Here is a 19,313-nt window from a genome sequence, read left to right as displayed (position 1 = left end):
GACATCCCGAATCGGCAGGACATCGAGGACGCCGCCCGACGGATCGGGTCGCACGTGCGGCGCACGCCGTCGTACGAGGTGGGGCCCGGGCTGTGGTTCAAGCTCGAGCTGCTCCAGCACAGCGGCTCGTTCAAGGCCCGCGGGGCATTCAACCGGATCCTGTCGGCGCGCGAGGCCGGCGAGCTGACCGGCGCCGGCGTCGTGGTGGCCTCGGGCGGGAACGCCGGGCTCGGGGTGGCCTACGCGGCGGCGACGCTCGGGGTGCCGGCGGAGGTGTTCGTGCCGGTGACCGCGCCCGCGACCAAGGTGGCCAGGCTGCGGGAGCTGGGCGCCGTCGTCCACCAGCACGGCCGGGAGTACGCCGAGGCGTACGCCGCCTCGACGATCCGCGTGGCCGAGACCGGGGCACTGTTCGTGCACGCCTACGACCAGCCGGAGATCGTCGCCGGGCAGGGCACCGTCGGGCTGGAGCTGCCGGACGTCGACACGGTGCTCGTCGCCACCGGCGGGGGCGGGCTCGTCGGCGGGATCGGCGCCGCCCTCGGCGACCGCGTGCGGGTGGTCGCGGTCGAGCCGGTCGGCGCCCCGACGCTGCACGCGGCGCTCGCCGCCGGCACGCCGGTGGACGTCGCGGTGGACAGCGTGGCCGGGGACTCCCTCGGCGCCCGGCGGATCGGCACGATTCCCTTCGCGCTCGCAGTACACCATGGGATGAAAAGTCTGCTGGTGACGGACGAGGCGATCGTCGAGGCGCGGCGGCGGCTGTGGGACCAGTATCGGATCGTCGTCGAGCACGGTGCGGCGGCGGCATTCGCGGCGCTCGATGCCGGGGTGTACGTGCCGGATGCCGGGGAGCGCGTGGCGGTGGTGCTCTGCGGGGCCAACACCGACCCCGCGACGCTGCACGCCGAGCCGGCGCATGCCACCGGATGACGTCTTCGACGCGGCCCTGCGCCGGTTCCTCGACCAGCGGCGCGTCGACATGCGCTCGCTCGCGGCCGAGCTGGGGATCGGGCGGGCCACGCTCTACCGGCGCACGGGCAGCCGCGACCAGCTGCTCGGGCACGTGCTGTGGTACCTCACCGACCGCAACCTGCAGCGCGCGGTCCGGCACGCCGAGGGCCGGCGCGGCGCCGACCGGATCGTGGCGGTGATCGGCAACTTCCTCCACGGCGTCAACGACCAGCCCAGCCTGCGCCACTTCCTGGCCACCGAGCCGGAGGCGGCGCTGCGCATCCTCACCTCCAAGCGGGGCATCGTCCAGCCGAACGTGGTCGCGCACCTGGAGGGGCTGATGCAGGCGGAGATCGAGGCCGGTGCGTTCGCGCCGCGCCTCGACGCGCGCACGCTCGCGTTTGTCCTCGTCCGGATCGGGGAGAGTTTCCTGTACGCGGACGCGATCGCCGACGGTGAGCCCGACGTCGACCAGGCACTCCAGGTGATCGGGCGGTTGCTGGAGGACTGAGATGATCTCCACCGATGTGTGCATCGTGGGCGGCGGCCCGGCCGGGCTGGTGCTGGCGCTCCTGCTGCGCCGCCAGGGCGTGCGGTGTGTCGTGCTGGAGCAGCACACGACGTTCCTGCGCGACTTCCGGGGCGACACCGTGCACCCCTCGACGCTCCAGCTCATGGACGAGCTCGGGCTGGGCGAGCGGGTCGAGGCGCTGCCCCACCGGAAGGTGAGCGAGTTCCAGGTGCGGTACCCGGCGGGGACGTTCCGCCCGGCCGACTTCTCGCGGCTGCGGACGCCGCATCCGTACGTCATGTTCGTGCCGCAGTGGGACTTCCTGGAGCTGCTGGCGTCGGCCGGCGAGCTACCGATATATCGGAAATATCAGGTCACTTCGGTCCGGCGGGCGGCCGGGCGGGTCGTCGGGGTCGCCGGCGACGGCCCGGACGGTGCGTTCGAGGTGGACGCGGCGCTGACGGTGGCCTGCGACGGGCGCCATTCGACGGTACGGCGGGAGCTCGCGCTGCGGTCGAAGGCCTTCGGGACGCCGATCGACGTGCTGTGGTTCCGGCTGCCCCGCTACCCCGAGGACCCCGAGGGCCTGGTCGGCACGGTCGGCGACCGCCGGCTCGTGATCGGCATCGACCGGGGTGAACACTGGCAGCTGGGGTTCGTCGTGCCGAAGGGGGCCGACGAAGCGATCCGCGCGCACGGCCTGGGCGCGTTCCGCGAGTCGGTCGCCGCGAGCGTGCCGTGGCTGGCCGACCGGGCGGCGATGCTCGCGACCTGGGACGAGATCAGGACGCTGACCGTGCGGATGGATCGCCTGTACCGCTGGCACGTCCCCGGCTGCCTGCTCATCGGCGACGCCGCGCACGCGATGTCGCCGGTCGGCGGGGTCGGCATCAACCTGGCGATCCAGGACGCGGTGGCCGCCGCCCGGGTGATCGCCCCGGCGTTCCTGCGGGGCCGCGCACCGACGTCGCGCGAACTGGCCCGCGTCCAGCGCCGCCGCACGTTCCCGACGGCGGGTACGCAGCTCGTCCAGCGTCTGCTCCAGCGGGCCGTCCTGCAGCCGGCGGTGGAGGGCCGCCCGGTCCGCCCGCCGCTCGGGCTCCGGGTGCTGGACCGCTACCCACTGCTGCGCGCGCTGCCGGCCCGCGTGATCGGCGTCGGCCTGCTCCCCGAACACGCCCCACCCCCACGCTGACCACGGGGCACCCGGTGCGGGGGGCGAGCGGGCAGCGGCGGCTCTACACCGCGGTCAGGCGGGAGATGCCAGTTGCCACGCGGTAGGCCTTCACCCGGGTCGCCGTGGTGTTGCGGTCCTTGCGGTCGCGGACGTGGTACCACTCCATGCGGCAGGCCTCCGGGCGGACCTCCAGGACGCCGTAGCCGTGGCCCTCCAGCTCGGCCCACTTCACGTGCGGGTTCGCGGCCCGCACGATGCTCGCCGCGATCGGGCCGGCCCAGCCCGGCGGCAGGCCGACGAAGTCGTCGACGTTGTCGCTGGTCACCGACGGTACGACGAACTCCACGGCGGTCGGGGAGCCGGCCGTCGACCTGGTCACCAGCTCGTTGGCCCACGAGGTGTGGATGTCGCCGGTGATGAAGACCGTGTCGCGGACCGAGTGCGCCCGCAGGTGGTTGACCAGCTCGTCGCGGTCGGCGTTGTAGCCGTCCCACTGGTCGGTGTTGATCGCGAAGCCGTTCGACGGGATGCCGAGCAGCTTGCCGATCGGGCCGAGCAGCCAGGCGGGCAGCGTGCCGACGTCGACCCGGGCGATCATGTCGGGGTTGCCGACGATCTTCCACTGGGCGCCGGAGCTTGCGAGGCCCTGCTGCAGCCACGCCATCTGGTTGTCGCCCGTGATCGTGCGGGACGGGTCGTCGACGGCGGTGCCGGAGGCCTGCTGACTACGGTACGAGCGAAGATCGAGCATCGACAGCTCGGCCAGTCGGCCGAAGCGCACGCGCCGGTAAATGGTGCCGTCGGTGCCCAGGCGGACGGGCATCCACTCCGCGTAGGCCTGGCGGGCGGCCGCCACGCGCGCCGCGAACGAGCCCTCGGTCGCCGGGTCGTGGTTCTCCGCGCCGCCCGCCCACATGTCGTTGGCCACCTCGTGGTCGTCCCAGGTGATGATCCACGGGACGGCGGCGTGCAGGGTCTGGGCATCCGGGTCGCTCTTGTACTGCGCGTGCCGGATCCGATAGTCGGCGAGCGTCACGATCTCGTGGGTCGGCTGGGCCTGCCGCACCACCGTGCCGCCCGCCGTGAAGCCGCCCGACGCGTACTCGTACAGGTAGTCGCCGAGGTGCACGACGGCCTGGAGGTCGCCGCGCTGGGCGAGCAGCCGGTACGGCGCGAAGTACCCGGCCTCCCAGTTGGAGCACGACACCACGCCGAAGCGCAGCAGCGCGACGGCGGCGTCGGTGGCCGGGGCGGTCAGCGTGCGACCGGTCGGCGACCAGGCGCCGCCGGTGCCGAAGCGGTACCAGTACGTGGTGGCCGGCTGGAGCCCCCGCACGTCGACCTTGACGGTGTGGTCGCGCTCGGGACCGGTGGCCACCTGGCCGCTCTGCACCACGCCCGCGAAGGCGGCATCGGTGGCGACCTGCCACGTGACGGTGACGGTGGGGCCGAGGCCGGAGCCGGGCTGGGCCTGCGAGGTGGGGGTGACCCGGGTCCACAGCAGGACGCCGTCCGGCAGCGGGTCGCCGGACGCCACGCCGTGGAGGAAGACGGGGGTTGTTGCGGCGCCGGCGTCGGCCGCGACGGCCACCGCGGCCGCGGCGCCACCGGCGATGAGCAGCGAACGACGGGTGAGGGCTGCATCGACAGTCATGGTTGGAAGTTGTACGCCCAGCCGGTTACCGAGCAGTACCCACTCGACTCGAAGTTGCGGCAAACGGGGGATGACCAGCGGGAATAATCCGGACATGTCGGAAATGTTCATCGACCGCCGGTACTGCCTCTTGCGTGAGGCAGTATTTTCATCGCATGGCCACGGTGCTGCTGGTTGAGGACGACCATGTCGTGCGGGGTGCCCTGCTGCGTTCGCTGACGGACCGGGGTCATACCGTGCACGCCGTCGGCACCGCGCTGGAGGCCCTGCGGCGCTTCGCCGCGGAGACGCCCGACCTGGTGGTGCTCGACCTCGGGCTGCCCGATCTCGACGGCGCCGACGCCCTGCGCATGCTGCGCGGCATCGCCGACACGCCGATCATCATCGCCACCGCCCGCGACGACGAGGCGGAGATCGTCCGGCTGCTCAAGGCGGGCGCCGACGACTACATGATCAAGCCGTTCACCAGCGCCCACCTCGACGCCCGGATGACCTCCGTGCTGCGCCGCACCGGCCGGGCGAGCCGCGAGGAACCCACCGCCATCGAGGTGGGAGGCTTGCGTGTCGACATCGGCCAGCGCCAGGCGTACCTGCACGGCGAGCCGCTGACGCTGACCCGCAAGGAGTTCGACCTGCTGGCGTACCTCGCCGCCCGTCCGGGACGGGTCGTCTCACGCCGTGAGCTGTTGGAGGAGGTATGGCGGCAACCCTCAGTGGGCGAGGACCAGACGATCGACGTGCATCTGTACTGGCTACGCCGGAAACTTGGCGAGAGCGCCTCGGCGCCCAGATACCTGCACACCGTGCGGGGAGTGGGCTTCAGATTCGCGGCGCCGGGCTGAGGCGAACCCTCGCCTACGTCTCGGCCGCGGTCACCGCGATGGTGGCCCTCGCCTTCCTCATCCCGCTCGGGCTCGTCGTCCAGCAGCTCGCCCGCGAGCGTGCCATCGCCGACGCCGAGCGGCAGACCGCCGTGGTCGTCGCGGTCCTCACCGTGACCACGGACCCGCTCGCCATCGAGCGGGCCATCGCCAGCACCGGCGGCCCCGCGGTGACGCGCGTGTCGGTGCACAACCTGACCGACGACGGCATCGAGATCGGCACCGGCCACGCGGCCCCGGGCGACCTGGCGCGGGCCGCCGACCAGGCGGCGCCGGTGATCGCCGAGGTCCGGGACGGCCTGTCGTACCTCGAACCGGTCGACGTCGGCTCCGGCCGCACGGCGGTGGTCGAGGTGTTCATCCCCGAGTCGGAGCTGTCCAACGGCGTGGCCGGGGCCTGGTGGGCGCTCGGCGCCGTCGCGCTCGGCCTGGTCATCGCCTCGGTCTGGGTCGCCGACCGGCTGGCCGCGAAGATCACCATGTCGGCCCGGCAACTGGCCGGCGCCGCCTCGGCGCTCAGCGAGGGCTACCTCGACGTACGCACCATTCCGCAGGGCCCGCGCGAGCTGGCCGAGGCGAGCTTCGCCCTCAACGTGATGGCCGACCGGATCATGGCGCTGCTGTCGAACGAGCGGGAGCTCGTCGCCGACCTGTCGCACCGGCTGCGCACCCCGCTCACCGCGCTGCGGCTGGACGCCGAGACCCTCGACGACAGCCAGGACGCCGAGCGCATCCGCGACGCGATCGCGGCGCTCGAGGTCGAGATCGACAAGCTCATCCGGGCGATGCGCGAGCCGATCGACGCCCACTCCCCCGCCCCCGACCGCAGCGAGCGCGGCGACGGCGCCGCCCCGTCGACGGGCGGCGAGGGCTGCGACGTCGCCGAGGTGGTGCGCGACCGGATGATGTTCTGGTCCGCGGTCGCCGGCGACCAGGAGCGCGACTGCAAGGCGGTCGGCGTCGACGATCCGGCGCCGGTCACGGTGCCGAAGAGCGAGCTGGCCGCGGCGCTCGACGCGCTCATCGGCAACGTCATCCGGTACACGCCGCAGGGCGTCCCGTTCGAGGTCACGGTGAACCGCCGGGACGACGGCTACATCGTGCTGCGGGTCGAGGACGGCGGCCCCGGCATCCCCGACCCGGAGCGGGCGCTGCAGCGCGGCGAGAGCGACCAGGGCTCGACCGGCCTGGGCCTGGACATCGTCCGGCGGGTCGCGGTCGAGGGCAACGGCACGGTCAACATCGGCACGTCGGCCACCCTGGGCGGCGCGAGCGTCGTGATCGTCATGGCCGACGCCGACCCGGCGCCGAAGGAGCAGCCGACCACCTCGCGCTTCGGCCTGGTCGGCCGGCTCTCTCGCGAACCGGGTGAGGGCCGCTCCCGCTGGCGGCGGAAAAGCTCCTGATCACGGCGCCGCATAGCGCCGGGACAAGTCTCGCTTAGAACGGCCTTAATTGGGTCGTTCGGGCTGGAACGGACCTCGACGCATCGCTATGTTCAGTCCGTTCCCACGTGGACAGACCGGCACTCACCCGCCTTGCCACCCTCGATGGCCGGTCGTCCCGCGCGCGGCGAGGTCCGGTACCTCTGCCCTGTGCCGGCCCTCGCCGCGCGCCCTTTCCCTCCGGAGGAACCGAGCGTGCAAGCGCCAACCCGCCTGCTCCGCCGTGCCGTGATCAGCGGTTCGGTGGTTGTCGTCGCCCTGGGGGTCGCCATTGCCGGCCCCGGCGCCTTCGAGTCCCTGTTCAAGGAAAGCGGCCCGCCGGCCATCACGCACGTGCCGGCCGACAACCCCGAGCTCGGCCTGATCTACCAGGGCCTGAAGCCCGCCAAGAAGGGCACGCCCTGTGTCGGCGGCTACGAGGTCACCGAGAAGGACCAGTGCAGCCACGGCCCCGACGTCCCGCCGCCCGGGCTCAGCGTCCGCGGCGAGACCCAGCCGGTCGCCGACGCGGTGCCCGCCCAGACGGTGCCGTCCACCGACACCGCGGCGGCGCCGCAGGAGCAGACGGTGCTCGCCGACGACGGCGCGGCCGAGGGTGCCGACGGCGGGTTCGCCGTGGTGCCCGACGCGGCGGCCGCCGACGGTACCGCCTCCTTCACCATCGGCGCGAGCGGCGTGGCCTGCGACGGGGACGGCGTCTCCGGCAAGCGGGTCCAGGTGCTGTACGTCCGCGACGCCAGCACGGCGAGCCGCTTCAACCAGTACCTGGCGTCGTTCCGCACCTGGTCGGCCGGCGTCGACACGATCTACAACGCGAGCGCCCAGGAGACCGGCGGCGAGCGGCACGTCCGCTTCGTCACCACGCCGGACTGCCAGGTCGACGTGCGCGAGGTCGAGCTGCCGGCCGGCGGCCTGAACACCTTCGACGCCACGATCAGCGGCCTGAAGTCCCTGGGGTACAACCGGACCGACCGCAAGTACATGATCTTCGGTGAGTCCAAGGTGTACTGCGGGATCGGCACATTCGCCGGAGACACGCAGCCCGGCGCGGGCAACCGCAGCAACGGCGGCCCCGGCTACGGCCGCAGCGACTCCGGCTGCTGGACCGCCGGCGTCGCGGCCCACGAGCTCGGGCACAACCTCGGCGCCGTCAACAACAACGCGCCGAACTCCAGCAAGGCCGGGCACTGCCTCGATGAGTACGACATCATGTGCTACAACGACTCGGGCGGCCTGAAGACGTCGGTGAAGTGCACAGACAAGGCGAAGGACAACCGCCTCGACTGCAACCACGACGACTACTACAACACCAACCCGAGCCCCGGCAGCTACCTCGCGACCAACTGGAACGTGGCCAACAACCAGTTCCTGATCGCGGGCAGCGGCGGCACGAACCCGCCGCCGCCGAGCCCCTCGCCGACTCGCTCCACAGCGGCGCCGACGCCGTCGAAGACCACGGCCTCGCCGTCGCCTTCCCGCACCACCTCGTCGCCGTCGCCCACGAAGACCGCCACCCCGACACCGACTCCGACGGGCACGAAGCCGCCGACGGGCCTGAAGGAGCTGCGGACCAGTGACGTCACCGCCACTTCCGTGCGCCTGTCGTGGGACGCGGCCGCGGCCGGCAGCCGCTACGCGATCATCCTCAACGGCCGCTCCATCGGCCGGGTCGGCTCCACGAACGTCCGGATCGTCGGCATGCGCCCCGGCACCGATTACCAGATCGGCGTTTCGCTCGCGCAGAACGGCACCCTGACCCCGTGGACCACGACCGTCAAGGTGCACACCGCGGCGGCCTCGAACCCGACCGCCGGGTCGTGGATGGTGTTCGGCAACAGCCTGACCGGTGGGGTGGCCGACGTGTTCGGCGCCCGCAGCGCGGCCGGCACGCCGATCATCGTCTACCCGCGCCACGGCGGGGCGAACCAGCTGTGGAAGCTGGAGCCTGCGGCGAACGGCGCGTTCCTGGTCCGTTCGAAGGCCACCAACGCCTGCGTGACGACCAGCGGCAACAAGGACGCCGCCGGGGCCACGCTGGTTCAGGGTGACTGCGCCACCGCACTGCAGTGGAAGGTGACGCAGACCGAGTACGGCGTCGCGCTGACCTCCCCCGGTGGGCTGGTCGTTGGCGTGGCGAACGCCTCCTACTTCGGCAGCCGGCTGCTGGCCCTGCAGAAGCCGAGTGGTGCGAAGTACCAGAGCTGGATCCCGCAGCGCACGTGAGCCGGCTCTTCGTAATGGGTAGCGGCCCGGCGTCCTGGCGACGCCGGGCCGCGGCCTGGTTCGTGGCGGTCATCGCCGCGACCTCGGCCGCGGTGTTCGGATGCGCGGACCACGCCGAGGCCCACGACGGCGTGATCCTCACGCTGCACGGCGACGGGCGCGGCTCGGTCTGGGTGACGGTGGCCTGGCAGGACGGTCACCCGGTCACCGAGGCGGTCGGCATGACGATGCTGGCGACCTCGTCGGCGGGCGGGCGCGTCGGCCCGGCCGGCCTGCAGCGCAAGGGGGATGCGCTCACGTACCCCGGGACGCTGGCGCCCGGCGAGTGGACCGTCGTCGCCGAGATGGGCACGCCGGCCATCGGCCGCTGTCAGGGTGTCCTGCGGGTGGCGGCCGCCGACGCCTCGGCCGCGCCGGACCAGACCATGTGCGCGCCCCCTGTGGTCGCCGCGCCGCCGCCTCCGCCGCCCGCCCGGTCGCTGGCCTGGATCTGGTACCTCGTGGGGGTCCTCGTCGTGACCGCGCTCGTGGTGTGGGCGTTCTTCCGGCGCCGCCCGGCACCGGCCCGCCGCCCGGCGCCCCGTTCGCTCCGCCCCCGCCGCTGACGGCTTCCTGAATCCTCTTGACCGGTACAGCTCGCGTCCTCTACTGTACCGGTACAGGCACACTGTACCGGTACAGCTTTCGGAGGTCGTGATGTTCCCGCTCGCAATGATCGTCTCGCAGTCGGCGATGGCTCGTGAGTTCCCCGGCTCGTGGGCCGGCCCGGAGGGCTTCGAGTTCAACAGCGCACTGCCCCACGCACCCGTGGTGCCGTACCCGGAGCCTTCGCCCCGCGCGTACCGCACCCGGACGGCGATCGCGGCGACCCTGCGCCGCGCGGCGACGGCGATCGCCCCGCCGGCCACCTGCAGCCCGGCCCGCTGAGCGCTCGCCTGATCCCTCGTTGCGGCCCCGGACCGGACTCCGGTTCGGGGCGCATTGTTATGGTGCAATGGACGGCCGTGCGACTGAGGAGGCGATGGTGGCGAGGGTGACCTTGCAGACGATCGCCGACCGGGTGGGCGTCAGCCGGATGACGGTCTCCAACGCCTTCTCGCGCCCGGACCAGCTCTCCCCCACCCTGCGGGACAAGATCCTGGCGGTCGCGGACGAGCTCGGGTATGTCGGGCCCGACCCGGCCGCCCGCGCTCTCGCGAAGGGCACCACGGGCGCCGTGGGCGTGCTGCTCACCGAGTCGCTGCGCGACGCGTTCACCGACGAGATCGCCACCGCGTTCCTGGGCGCGATCGCCGACGAGCTGACCCCGACCGGCCTCGGCCTGACCCTGCTCACGGCGACGACCAGCGGCGACGTCATCCCGGCGCGGGACGTGGCGATGGACGGCGCGCTCGTGTACTCCTGCGACCCCGAGTCGACGGCCGTCGACTGGCTGCTCCGCCGCAAGATCCCGGTCGTCTTCGTGGACCAGGTCCCGGCCGAGGGCATCCCGGCGGTCAACGTCGACGACCGCGCCGGCGCCCGGGCCGCCGCCCAGCACCTGGTCGACCTGGGCCACCGCCACGTCGGCGTGGTGACCTCGGGCGTCCGCGGCGCCCACGGCCGGATCGCCGACGAGGAGAGCATGATCGACGGGTACGTCGCCCATCAGCGCATCGCGGGCTGGCTCGACGCGCTCCGCCCGGCCGGCATCGAGCCGACGATCGTCCGCCTCCCGCACGGCCGCCCCGAGAACGGCTACGACGGCGGCCGCCTGCTCCTCGCCCCGCCCGTGCCGGACCCGGCGCAGGACGGCGCGACTCCCCCGGCGCCGCCCCGCCCGACCGCGGTCCTCTGCTTCTCCGACGCCCTGGCCTCCGGCGTGGTCCAGGCCGCCCAGGACCTCGGCCTGCGCGTCCCCGAGGACCTCTCGGTGGTGGGCTTCGACGACAGCCCGCTCGCGGCCCGCCTGCGCCCGCCGCTGACCACGGTCCGCCAGGACGTCCTGGCCAAGGGTCACGCGGCGGCGGCCGCGCTGACCCGGGCCATCGCGTCGTTCCGCACGGGCACGGCCCCGGACCCGGCCCACCTGCGCCTCCCGGCGGCCCTGGTCGTCCGCGCCAGCACCGCCCCGCCCCCGGCCTGACCTCCGGCCCCACCCCCGGCGCGGGGGCTTGACCGGCCGCTTCGCACCTCCCTCCTCCCGGCGGCGCCGGTCGTCCGCGCCGGCACCGTCCCGCACCCGGCTCCACCCCCGGCCCGGCTTGACCGGCCGCTTCGCCCCTTGCCTCCTCCCGGCGGCCCTGATCGTCCGCGCCGGCACACCGTCCCGCCCTTGGCCCGGGCTCGACCGGCCGCTCCGCACTTTCTTCGTCGGACAAATCCGAAATGTCGTCCACATTCGACGGGCTTCGGCGCCTGGCAGCGCCGCGTCGTGGCGGTCCGCCATGATCAAGGGAAACATCTGGCTGCCATGACGACCAGGAGTTTCCCTTGATCATGGGGGCGGGCCGCGGCGGCGTCCGGGCAAGTTGTTGACTTGCGGAATACTTGCCGCGCAAGTATCGTTCCAACCGGCGACACAAGCCGCAACCCTGGAGGCGTCACATGCCCGCGATCACCGTCGAGAACGTTCTTGCGCTGCCCCGTGTGAGCACGCCCGATCCGACCGTCGCCCGGCCGCGGTCCGTGGTGTCCGTGACCACCGCCCCCAAGGGCTACGAGGGCGAGGGGTTCCCCGTCCGGCGCGCGTTCGCCGGGGTCGACCTGCGGGCGCTCGACCCGTTCATCCACATGGACCAGATGGGCGAGGTCGAATACGCGCCGGGCGAGCCGAAGGGCACCCCGTGGCACCCGCACCGCGGGTTCGAGACCGTCACCTACATCATCGACGGCGAGTTCGTGCACCAGGACTCGAACGGCGGTGGCGGAGTGATCACGAATGGTGACACTCAGTGGATGACTGCGGGAAGCGGGATCCTCCACATCGAGACGCCGCCGGAGCACCTGGTGGTGAGCGGCGGGCTGTTCCACGGGTTCCAGCTGTGGGTGAACCTGCCGCGTGACAACAAGTTCGCGGCCCCGCGGTACCAGGACATCCGCGGCGGCCAGGTCGCGCTGCTCACGTCGCCGGACGGCGGGTCGCTGCTGCGGGTCATCGCCGGTGAGCTCGACGGGCACGCCGGGCCCGGCGCCACCTACACGCCGATCACCCTGATCCACGCGACGATCTCACCCGGCGCCTCGCTGACGCTGCCGTGGCGGAAGGACTTCAACGCGCTGGCGTACACGCTCGCCGGGAAGGGCACCGTGGGCACCAAGGGGCGGCCGGTCGAGCTGGGCCAGCTGGCCGTCTTCGGCGAGGGCGACTCCATCACCGTGACGGCCGACGCCAAGCAGGACCCGCGGCACCCCACCATGGACGTGCTGTTCCTCGGCGGTCAGCCGATCCGCGAGCCCGTCGTGGCGTATGGTCCGTTCGTCATGAACACCAAGGCCGAGGTCATGCAGGCGTTCGAGGACTACCAGGCCGGCCGGCTCGGCAGCATCCCCGCGGCGCACGCTGACGTGCGGGGAGAGGCGTCCTGAGTGGACTTCAACGTCGTCGACAACGCCGACCAGCACCGATACGAGATCCACGTCGACGGCGCCCTGGCGGGTGCGGCCTACTACCGGCTGCACCCGGAGGAGGGCGCGCCGACGCGGGTCGTCTTCACGCACACCGAGGTGGAGCCGGAGTTCGAGGGCAAGGGCATCGGCAGCAAGCTCGCGGCCGGCGCACTCACCCTCGCCAACGACGCCGGGCTGAAGATCGTCGCCCAGTGCCCGTTCATCGTCGCCTATCTCAAGAAGCACCCGGAGTACGCAAACTAGGCAGGCCGATCGGGTTCGGGTGGCGCAAGAGGCGCGACGCCCGGACCGCGATCGGATACAGCAGCTCCGCGCAGCGCTCGGTGGCATCGGGACCGAGCGCCGCCCACGGGCCGGCGGCCAGCCGATCGGTGATGCCCTCGACGATGTCGTACTTCTGGTGCGCCGCGCCGGTCGCCCTGCCCTCGCCGTCGACCCAGCCGCGCGAGCGCAGCGCGTCGAGGGCCGCGTCCCACTCCTCGTCGGTCCAGCCGCGGGCCGGCTGGTAGAAGTCGCGCCCGTCACCGTCGCGCAGGGCGACCCGCCAGACGTTCGACTCGCAGCCGCCGACGCCCTCCACGAGCAGCGCCGCGACGTGGCCGTCGCCGCGGTGCTCGCGCAGGATCGTGGCCGCGTGCCAGAGCACGTCGACCGGGTCCTCGGGCCACGGCAGCGCGGCGTTGGCGGCGCCGAGCACGCGGCCGGTGATGTCGACCGACTCCGCGGCGCGGCGCAGGAGGGTCGCCGCCGCACGCACGTCGGAGCCTTCGAGCGCCTTCTCGAGCGTGCGGCGGGAGCCGATCCGGCGGGCCTCCAGCGCGGCCTCGGGGGTGATGCGGGTCCACACGTCGGGTAGGGCGCGGGTGACCATGCGCGGGGCGAACCCGTAGTAGGCGGCGATGACCGGGCCGGCGCCGACCGGGCCGAGCGGGGCGGACCGCCCGGCGAAGTAGCCGCGCCAGAACCCGCGCAGGCCGGCCTCCTCGAACGCGCCCAGCGCGTCACCGGCGAAGTACGTGACGGCGTGGACGGGTTCGAACAGCGACCACATGCGACGCTCGGGTGACAGATCTGTCATGGACCTGACGATAAGAGCGCGGGCTTCCGGAGTACACCTGAAGCCCTTGTCTTGTGAAAACTTCCCTGGATGTGGCGTCGTTCACAGAAGAGGTGTACGGAACCGTTTCGTACCAGCCCCCGGTCGAGCTAGTTTCGAGACGGAACCGTTCCGTACACCACGTCTTTGGGAGGTCCGATGGTCGTCACCGCGCCGAAGCAGGACCGCCGCGTCGCCATCTGCGAAGCGGTGTTCGAGCTGCTCGGCGAGGTCGGATACGACCGGATGTCGATGGACGCCGTGGCCGCGCGGGCCCGCGCGAGCAAGGCGACCATCTACCGGGGCTGGCCCAACAAGCCGGAGCTGGTCATGGACGCGATCGAGCACCGCTTCGGCGCCTCGGTCGAGCCGCCGGACACCGGCACGCTGCGTGGTGACCTGCGGGCATTCGTGACCATGGCGTGCACGGTCGCCAATGGTGCCGACGGTGCTGTGCTCACCGGCCTGATGACGGCGGCCACGCACAACGCGGAGCTGTCAGAGGTCATGCATCGCTGCGTCTACGAGACGAAGCATGAGCTGTTCGAAACGATGATCAAGCGTGCGGTCGACCGGGGTGAGCTGCCCGAGGGCAGCCGGTCCGAGCTGCTGCACGAGGTGCTGCACGCCATGGTGATGAGCCGGCGGCTGTGGCAGACCGGCCCCATGGACGAGGAGTTCGCGACGCGGCTCGTCGACGGGGTGCTGCTGCCCGTGCTGCGGCAGGGTTGCTGACCGGTTCCTTTCCTCATTTTTGTCGTACCTCGTCCGTAGAGTGCGGACGCGGGTGGAAATCCCTGGCTTTCGGAGGCTTCAAGCATGTCGAACGAGACCGTCTTTGCGCCGGACATATCGGTTAAATCAGCATCGGTTCCGCCTGATCCACGCCGCTGGCTGGCGCTCGCCGTCATCGCGATCGCGCAGCTCATGGTCGTGCTCGACGCGACGATCGTGAACATCGCGCTGCCCTCGGCGCAGCAGGCGCTCGACATCTCGACCGCCGACCGGCAGTGGATCGTCACGGCCTACACGCTGACCTTCGGCGGGTTCCTGCTGCTCGGCGGGCGGATCGCCGACTTCTTCGGCCGCAGGCGGACCTTCCTCGTCGGCCTGCTCGGCTTCGCCGCGGCCTCGGCGCTGGGCGGTGCGGCGGTCAACGCCGAGACGCTCTACGCCGCCCGCGCGCTGCAGGGCCTGTTCGGCGCGCTGCTCGCGCCGGCCGCGCTGTCGCTCATCACGGTCACGTTCACCGAGGCCAAGGAGCGGGCGAAGGCGTTCGGCGTCTTCGGCGGCATCTCCGGCGGTGGCGCGGCGATCGGCCTGCTCGCCGGCGGTCTGCTCACCGAGTATGCGAACTGGCGCTGGTGCCTCCTGGTGAACATCCCGGTCGCGATCATCGCGTTCGTGTGGGCGATCCCGGTCGTGAAGGAGAGCCGGGCGTCCGGCGACACCCGCTATGACGTGCCCGGCGCGATCCTCGCCACCGCGGGTCAGGTCGCCCTGGTGTACGGCTTCACCAAGGCCGCGACCGACGGCTGGAGCTCGAGCGTGACGATCGGCTGGCTGGCCGGCGCGGTCGCGCTGCTCGGCGCGTTCCTGTTCTGGGAGTCGCGCACCAAGCACCCGCTGCTGCCGCTGCGCGTGCTGTTCGACCGCAACCGTGGCGCGTCGTACCTGGTCTCGATCCTGCTCGGCGCGGGCATGCTCGGCATGTTCCTGTTCATGACGTTCTACCTGCAGCAGACGATGGGCTACTCGGCGCTGAAGAGCGGCGTCGCCTACCTGCCGTTCTCGGGCGGCATCGTGGCCGCGGCGGTCGTGGCCTCGCGGCTGCTGCCGCGGGTCGGCCCGAAGGTCCTGATGGCGACCGGCGCGCTGCTGGCGACCGCGGCCATGGTGTGGCTGACCCAGCTGGACCTCGACTCGTCGTACGCGGTGCACATCCTGCCGTCCTTCGTCGCGATGAGCTTCGGCATGGGCCTGGTGTTCGTCCCGCTGAGCAGCGTCGCCCTGTCGGGCATCGCCAACCACGACGCGGGCGTGGCCAGCGCCATGGTGAACACGACCCAGCAGGTAGGCGGCTCGTTGGGCACGGCCCTGCTGAACACCATCTTCACGACGGCCGTGACCGGCTACCTGACCGACCACGGCGCGGAGCCGCTCCAGCAGGCACACGCGGCGATCCACGGGTACAACGTGGCCTTCACGGCGAGCGCGATCCTGCTGGCCGTGGCCGCCGTGGTCGTGATCGTGATGGTCCGCAACACGAAGTCCGACGCCCCGGCCCAGGACGGCGCCCCGGTCATCGTGCACTGACCGCCGCTCGGCGGTTCGCGGCCCCTCCCTGGCTCGTGCCGGGGAGGGGCCGCACTGCGCTCACGGCTGCACAGGCCGCCCCGCCCCGCGGACGGCCGTCAAGGCTCCGTGGCCGGAGGGCTGGCGCTGCCGTCGTCCGTCCGTCTGTGGCCCAGCCACCGCCGCACAACGCCGGGCCGTGGGCCGCGATCGGCGCGGCGTGCTGTTGGCCGGCCATGGTCGGCGTTTGAGTTGCCATGGTTAGCGTTTGAGGCGCGGTGATCGCTGCCTGGGGCGCCACGGTCATTGCCTGAGACACCAAGATTGCCCTTTGGGGCGCCACGGTCGGTCCTTGAGGCGCCGTGATCGCCGTTCGGGGCAACACGGTCGAGTGTCGAGGCGCCGTTGTGCATCGCGCCGGACCTGGATCGCGCCGGCATGGTGGCTATGGCTGCGGGGCTCGGGTCGGGCGGGCGTCTGGCCGGCGGGGTGGGCCTCGGCGTGCGTGTCGCTTGCTTTCCGTGGGGCCGCTGGCGCGCCGTCGTTCCAGGACCCCTGGGCCTCTGCTGCGGTGTGGACGGCAGACGACGCTCGGCCGATGGTGGCGCCGGCCTCCGGCATGGCGCTTTACCGAATAGCGTGGTCACCCTTCATAGGTGGTCGAGGTGGCGTCCCGGCCTTCCCGCGGCCGCGCTTCGCGCCGGCCGTAGCGTTGCGGGCCGTCCGGGTCGTCGGCCGGTGGTCCAGGCCGTCCCATGGCCGCGGCGTACGTGCCGGTTGGGGTCCGTGCGGCCGCTGGCAGGCCGCCGTGGCATGACGCCCCCGTGGCGAGAGTGCTGGGTGTGCTCTTCCGGTGAGCACCGCCCAAACCGCCGGGCCAGGAGGCCCGCATGGCATCCGGTGGGCGGTTACCAAATGGTGGAGGTTCATGATCACGGAAGTTTCTGGTCGTCTACGAGACAGGAACTTCCGTGATCATGCTTCCGGTCCCGGGCTCGGCTGCGGGGTGGGTGTGGGGAGCTTCTGGCCGGGGCGGCGGGCAGAAGCTCCCCCGGTCACGTCGTCAAACTCGGAGGAACTTCACCGCGTCGGCCCTGGCGCAGCCGGTGCCTGACGACGTCAGTTTCACCGCGCCCTGGGTGCCCGCGGTGAAGGTGTACGTGCCCAGGCTCACCCAACCCGACGGGGTCGTGGTGCCGTTGACCTGCGTTGTCGTCGTGCCGGCCGAGTGTGTTACCGACAGGGTCGTCTGGGGGTCGCTGTTCGTGGCCGCCACCCGGTAGTAGTAGACCTGGTAGCTCCCGGCGGCGCGGAGGTTCGGGCGCCACGTTGCCGTGTTGCCCGCGCTACCGCAGGTTGCGTAGCGGGTCGGGGACGCCACGGTCCAGCCGGTCAGGGTTGACGGCAGCCACGTGCCCGTCTCCGAGTAGCCGTAGGCCGCCGGGCCGTCGTTGTCCACATAGTAGTCCTTCTGCCAGTACCTCACGTAGTCGAACTGGACCGTGGCCGGGAGTTTGGTGTCGTCCGGGACCGTGCCGTAGGCGATGCTGGTCAGCCAGATGTTCGTGTAGTCGTGGGTCCAGTCCGTGGGGACGTACGGGGCCGTGTACATCAGGACGCCGTCCACGTAGAAGCGGACCGAGGTCTCCTGCCAGTCCATGCCGTAGACGTGCCACGCCCGCGAGTCGATCGTCGAGCTCGTGTACGTCGTCCCGTACGACTTGCCGGCCGAGACGCCGCTGCCCTTCCAGGTCAGTACGCCGTGGTGGATTCTCGTCGGGCTGATCGAGTCGATCTCGAAGCCGTCGATCTCTGTGCGTTGGGAGGCCGGGAAGGTCGTCGAGCCGTCGCCCGACATGATCCAGAACGAGCTGTGCCAGCCTGCGCCGTCGTTCAGCTTTGCCCGGGTCTCGTAGTAGCCGTAGCGCAGGGACTGCTTTGATACCACGCCGCCGCCCGTGTACGACTTGCCGCCGTACGTCTCCTTCTTCAGCGCGATGTTCAGCAGGCCGTCCGAGACGGAGACGTTCTCCGGGCGCTGGGTGCTGTAGGCCTTGCTGTCGGTGCGGAAGTTCCAGCGGGAAGTGTCCAATGTGGAGCCGTCGAAGTCGTCGGAGAAGACGGTGGTCCAGCCGGTACCGGTGGGGTCGGCGGCGGCCGGTGCGGCCGGTGCGGCGACCAGGCCGGCGGCCACCAGGACGAGCACGGTCAGGCGGCGCATCAGTTCCTCCCGTAGTACAGGCGAAGGTTGGTCAGGTCGACGAGGTACAGGACGTCCACGCCCTGCGTGTTGCGTTCGACCGAGAAGCGGGACACCGGGATGCCCGGGGACACCGCCACCGCCGTCCACGTCGTGCCGGGCTTCGTGGCCATGAACAGGCCGTCCGCGGTGGCGTAGTAGACGCGCTTCAGGTCCGTCGGGTGCCAGGTGATGTCGATCGCGGCCGTGGTCTGGGCGGCCGAGTAGACCGTGTCGAGGGTCCACGAGCCGCCCGAGAGGTACGCGTAGCGGACCGTGAAGATGGAGCCCGTGCGGTAGCGGTACACCACCTTCGGGGAGGTGCCGTCGAGCGTCAGCTTGGCGCTTTGCACCGCCGGGCCGGTGCCGTCGTTGCCCTCGTAGACCTCGGTGGCCCCGAGCGGCTGGATGACGTCGGCCGTCGCGAGGCTCACCGGGACGGTGACGGATGCTCCACTGTGGTCGGTGAAGTCGGCGGAGGCGGGTCGGTAGATTAGGTGGCTGAGCTCGTGGCGGAACGCCGTGGCCGGCCACAGGCCCCACTCCCACAGGATGTGCAGGTTGCCGGCCGGGTCGAACTGCAGGTCGTCCGGGTACACGGCCCGGTTGGCCGAGCTCGCGAAGACGGCCACGCGGGTCCAGGTCGACGTGGCGTTGTTCCAGCGGTAGAGGCGGCCGGAGCGGCCCGCGGACTGGGCGCCGTCCAGGCGGGCGATGAGGTAGACGTCGCCGTTCGGGGCCGTCGTCAGCACCGGGTAGGTCACGCCGATGCCCTGGTCGGGCAGGTCCGCGCCGTGGAACGTGGGGTTGGCGCCGACCGTGTCGCTGCGGAAGTACCGCCACGCGTTGTTGTGCATGCTGGCGAACACGTGGAAGCGGCCGCTGCCGTCGCGGGCGATCGACGGCTGGTTGTGGCCCACGTCGTCGGTGTACTCGGCCTGGGCGGCGCCGTTCATGACCGGCAGGCGGGTCCAGGTGCCGGCCGTGTCGCGGCGGGCGATGGCCACCTTGTGCGTGCCGGCGGTCGCGCCGGGCTCGTTGAAGGCGAGGTACGCGTAGTCGGTGCCGGGCGAGTAGGTCTCCAGCGGCGACCACCAGCCGGCCTGGTTGGAGCTGTCGATGGGATAGGGCACGAGCGTCACGGCGGCCGGCGCGGCGGATGCGGGCGCGCCGAGGAGCGTGGTCGCCAGGATGGCGGTGGCGACCACTGCGGCTCTTCTCATGGGTCC

At 71.9% G+C, this 19,313-nt stretch carries 17 protein-coding genes; 13 read left to right on the top strand and 4 right to left on the bottom strand.

Annotation, left to right across the window (positions count from 1 at the left end):
* The first annotated feature begins 3 nt into the window (after positions 1 to 3).
* From ABZS66_RS01695 to ABZS66_RS01685, 3 genes are read left to right on the top strand one after another with little or no spacing between them, the layout of a single operon-like run.
* A complete protein-coding gene (locus ABZS66_RS01695) occupies positions 4 to 933 on the top strand; it encodes a threonine/serine dehydratase (protein ID WP_354754318.1) in 930 nt (309 codons plus the stop codon).
* Positions 920 to 1,465 (top strand): QsdR family transcriptional regulator, encoded by a 546-nt coding sequence (locus ABZS66_RS01690; RefSeq protein ID WP_354754116.1) that lies wholly within the window; start codon positions 920 to 922, stop codon positions 1,463 to 1,465. The genes ABZS66_RS01695 and ABZS66_RS01690 overlap by 14 nt, the downstream gene beginning before the upstream one ends.
* A 4-nt stretch (positions 1,466 to 1,469) precedes the next feature.
* The gene (locus ABZS66_RS01685) at positions 1,470 to 2,660 is read left to right on the top strand and encodes an FAD-dependent oxidoreductase (RefSeq protein ID WP_354754316.1); all 1,191 of its coding nucleotides are present in this window, start codon (positions 1,470 to 1,472) and stop codon (positions 2,658 to 2,660) included.
* Positions 2,661 to 2,703: 43 nt separating this feature from the next.
* On the opposite strand, the gene ABZS66_RS01680 is transcribed toward ABZS66_RS01685, so the two are convergent.
* Positions 2,704 to 4,296, bottom strand: a complete 1,593-nt coding sequence (locus ABZS66_RS01680) for an alkaline phosphatase D family protein (protein ID WP_354754114.1) — start codon at positions 4,294 to 4,296, stop codon at positions 2,704 to 2,706.
* Positions 4,297 to 4,451: 155 nt separating this feature from the next.
* On the opposite strand from ABZS66_RS01680, the gene ABZS66_RS01675 reads away from it, so the two are divergent.
* The 8 genes from ABZS66_RS01675 (at position 4,452) to ABZS66_RS01640 (ending at position 12,697) form a co-directional block, all read left to right on the top strand.
* Complete coding sequence (locus ABZS66_RS01675; protein WP_190248912.1) at positions 4,452 to 5,138, top strand: response regulator transcription factor; 687 nt, start codon at positions 4,452 to 4,454, stop codon at positions 5,136 to 5,138.
* A gap of 38 nt (positions 5,139 to 5,176) precedes the next feature.
* On the top strand, positions 5,177 to 6,583 hold the full coding sequence (locus ABZS66_RS01670) for a HAMP domain-containing sensor histidine kinase (protein WP_354754112.1): 1,407 nt from the start codon (positions 5,177 to 5,179) through the stop codon (positions 6,581 to 6,583).
* A gap of 234 nt (positions 6,584 to 6,817) precedes the next feature.
* Positions 6,818 to 8,845, top strand: coding sequence for an RICIN domain-containing protein (locus ABZS66_RS01665; RefSeq protein WP_354754110.1), 2,028 nt, complete (start codon positions 6,818 to 6,820; stop codon positions 8,843 to 8,845).
* Positions 8,842 to 9,450, top strand: coding sequence for a hypothetical protein (locus ABZS66_RS01660; RefSeq protein WP_354754108.1), 609 nt, complete (start codon positions 8,842 to 8,844; stop codon positions 9,448 to 9,450). Before ABZS66_RS01665 ends, ABZS66_RS01660 begins: the two co-directional genes overlap by 4 nt.
* Before the next feature lie 91 nt (positions 9,451 to 9,541).
* Entirely contained in the window at positions 9,542 to 9,772 is a 231-nt protein-coding gene (locus ABZS66_RS01655) for a hypothetical protein (protein WP_354754106.1), read from the top strand.
* Positions 9,773 to 9,878: 106 nt separating this feature from the next.
* Positions 9,879 to 10,970 (top strand): LacI family DNA-binding transcriptional regulator, encoded by a 1,092-nt coding sequence (locus ABZS66_RS01650; RefSeq protein ID WP_354754105.1) that lies wholly within the window; start codon positions 9,879 to 9,881, stop codon positions 10,968 to 10,970.
* A gap of 461 nt (positions 10,971 to 11,431) precedes the next feature.
* Positions 11,432 to 12,412, top strand: a complete 981-nt coding sequence (locus ABZS66_RS01645; RefSeq protein WP_354754103.1) for a pirin family protein — start codon at positions 11,432 to 11,434, stop codon at positions 12,410 to 12,412.
* Positions 12,413 to 12,697, top strand: a complete 285-nt coding sequence (locus ABZS66_RS01640; protein WP_354754102.1) for a GNAT family N-acetyltransferase — start codon at positions 12,413 to 12,415, stop codon at positions 12,695 to 12,697.
* Here ABZS66_RS01640 and ABZS66_RS01635 read toward each other — a convergent pair.
* On the bottom strand, positions 12,669 to 13,532 hold the full coding sequence (locus tag ABZS66_RS01635; protein ID WP_354754100.1) for a hypothetical protein: 864 nt from the start codon (positions 13,530 to 13,532) through the stop codon (positions 12,669 to 12,671). The two genes, ABZS66_RS01640 and ABZS66_RS01635, sit on opposite strands and share 29 nt — an antisense overlap.
* Before the next feature lie 177 nt (positions 13,533 to 13,709).
* Here ABZS66_RS01635 and ABZS66_RS01630 point away from each other — a divergent pair, with 177 nt between their 5' ends.
* Both ABZS66_RS01630 and ABZS66_RS01625 read left to right on the top strand, forming a co-directional pair.
* Positions 13,710 to 14,285 carry a TetR/AcrR family transcriptional regulator gene (locus ABZS66_RS01630; protein WP_354754099.1) on the top strand — a complete coding sequence of 192 codons (576 nt, stop codon included), beginning with the start codon at positions 13,710 to 13,712 and terminating at the stop codon, positions 14,283 to 14,285.
* Between the two features lie 84 nt (positions 14,286 to 14,369).
* Positions 14,370 to 15,866 carry an MFS transporter gene (locus ABZS66_RS01625; RefSeq protein WP_354754097.1) on the top strand — a complete coding sequence of 499 codons (1,497 nt, stop codon included), beginning with the start codon at positions 14,370 to 14,372 and terminating at the stop codon, positions 15,864 to 15,866.
* A 1,042-nt stretch (positions 15,867 to 16,908) separates the two neighbouring features.
* On the opposite strand, the gene ABZS66_RS01620 is transcribed toward ABZS66_RS01625, so the two are convergent.
* Positions 16,909 to 18,066: a glycoside hydrolase family 16 protein gene (locus ABZS66_RS01620; RefSeq protein WP_354754095.1), complete on the bottom strand. Its 1,158-nt coding sequence runs from the start codon at positions 18,064 to 18,066 to the stop codon at positions 16,909 to 16,911.
* The gene (locus tag ABZS66_RS01615; RefSeq protein ID WP_354754093.1) at positions 18,066 to 19,307 is read right to left on the bottom strand and encodes a BNR-4 repeat-containing protein; all 1,242 of its coding nucleotides are present in this window, start codon (positions 19,305 to 19,307) and stop codon (positions 18,066 to 18,068) included. Before ABZS66_RS01615 ends, ABZS66_RS01620 begins: the two co-directional genes overlap by 1 nt.
* Between the last annotated feature and the right edge of the window lie 6 nt (positions 19,308 to 19,313).

The sequence above is a fragment of the Dactylosporangium sp. NPDC005572 genome, from assembly GCF_040605515.1.
Lineage (GTDB): Bacteria > Actinomycetota > Actinomycetes > Mycobacteriales > Micromonosporaceae > Dactylosporangium.
This window is presented reverse-complemented; position numbering and strand designations above follow the sequence as displayed.